General features: G+C 54.4%; 3 pseudogenes. All 3 read left to right on the forward strand.

The features are described from left to right. A pseudogene (locus tag J9893_RS14300) lies at positions 1–115 on the forward strand (IS30 family transposase); the annotation flags it as partial. Positions 116–272: 157 nt separating this feature from the next. Next, positions 273–782, forward strand: a pseudogene (locus tag J9893_RS14305) (helix-turn-helix domain-containing protein); the annotation flags it as partial. Between the two features lie 61 nt (positions 783–843). After that, positions 844–1,485 (forward strand): annotated as a pseudogene (locus tag J9893_RS14310) (IS5 family transposase); the annotation flags it as partial. Positions 1,486–1,628: the final 143 nt, after the last annotated feature.

Raw genomic sequence — 1,628 nt, forward strand, 5'->3', positions numbered from 1 at the left:
GGTCACGGACGAGGATGTCAGGAGAGCGGAGCAGTGGCTCAACCTACGACCTCGGAAATGTCTCGGATTCAGGCAGCCTGTCAAGGTATTCGAAGAGTACCGTCAGGCGGCATAGGCGAGTGTCGCACTTCGAAGTTGAATTCGCGCTTTACGTCAGCGGGATCTAAATAGCTGTTCCGAATAGTAGATCACAGGAGGAAGGGAACTCAGTCCAGTTTGTGCGATCTCATTAGGCGCGAAACAAAACAAGCCACACCAAAAGGACTGAGTTGATGCCTATCCTACCACCCCTGCCACGACCACAACGGCGCCGCATTCACAAAATCATCCATGCCACGCGTGATAAAGGGCATGCTCGTCGCTTGATGGCCATCTTGCTGTTACATGAAGGACGCACGATCACTGATGTTCATCACCTTACCGGCGCTGCTCGCTCGACCATCGGCCGTTGGCTTCGGTGGTATCGGGATGAAGGTGTGGGGGCGTTAGAAGCCTTACCGGCTGGCCGTGCCCCGATCTTACCTGTCGCCAAGATTGTCACCTTACTGGTGCTGCTCATGCAGTTTTCTCCGCAAGATTTTGGTTATCAGCGCAGCCGTTGGTGTACCGAACTATTGGCTATCAAAATCAATCGGTTAATGGGGCTCAATATGGCAGCCTCCACGCTCCGCCGATGGTTACCGCGTATGGGCATTGTCTGGCGAAGGCCCGTGCCGACCTTGCGGATAAAAGACCCTGCCTATCAGGAGAAAATGGGCGTTGTTGCCCAAATCGATGCAGCTTGAATGGAACTAACTGAGGACTTGGTGATCTGATCACCACCATCTCCTTCAAGTCTGCATCATGAGCACGTCGCTTCACCCCATCACCAACTGGCCTAAATACAACAAGTCTTTGATTAATCGTGGTTCACTCACCTTCTGGGTTGATGCCGAGGCCATGAGCAACTGGTTTCACCACGACCATCATGGACGGCGGGGCCGTAGCCAGCTCTACACCGACCAAACCATCGCCACCTTCCTGATGCTCAAGGGGATTTTCAACCTCACTTTGCGAGCAACCCAGGGACTACTCGACTCCCTGTTCGAATTGATGAATGTGCCGTTGTGCGCACCGGACTATAGCTGTGTCAGCAAGCGAGCACGCACGGTGACAGTGGCCTATCGACAGCCCCCAAAGGGATGCATTACCGACTTGGTTATCGACTCAACCGGGCTGAAGGTGTTTGGTGAAGGCGAGTGGAAAGTCAGAAAACACGGCGCTGAGAAGCGGCGAGTCTGGCGCAAGTTGCACCTGGCGGTAGACTCGGTAACCCACGATATCGTGGCGGCGGAGGTGTCATTGGAAAATGTCCATGATGCCGAGGTGTTGCCGACCTTGCTCAACCCACTGCGGCGCAAGCTGGGACGTGTTTATGCGGATGGCGCCTATGACAGCAAAGCCAGCCATCAGCTAATCTCGCGCAAAGGGGCGACAGCCTGTATCCGTCATTCCGCACCTGATTTTGCTATTTTCAGTGCTTGACGGCGATCGGCCGTTCTGATCTATTACTCTCTTTTGCAGGTAGATCATCATGGCCGCACCCGCTATCTCGATCCGTAACCTCGATCACCTTGGTTTGGTCGCCG

It is taken from the genome of Aeromonas sp. MaB10011B (assembly GCF_017939325.1).
GTDB lineage: Bacteria > Pseudomonadota > Gammaproteobacteria > Enterobacterales > Aeromonadaceae > Aeromonas > Aeromonas caviae.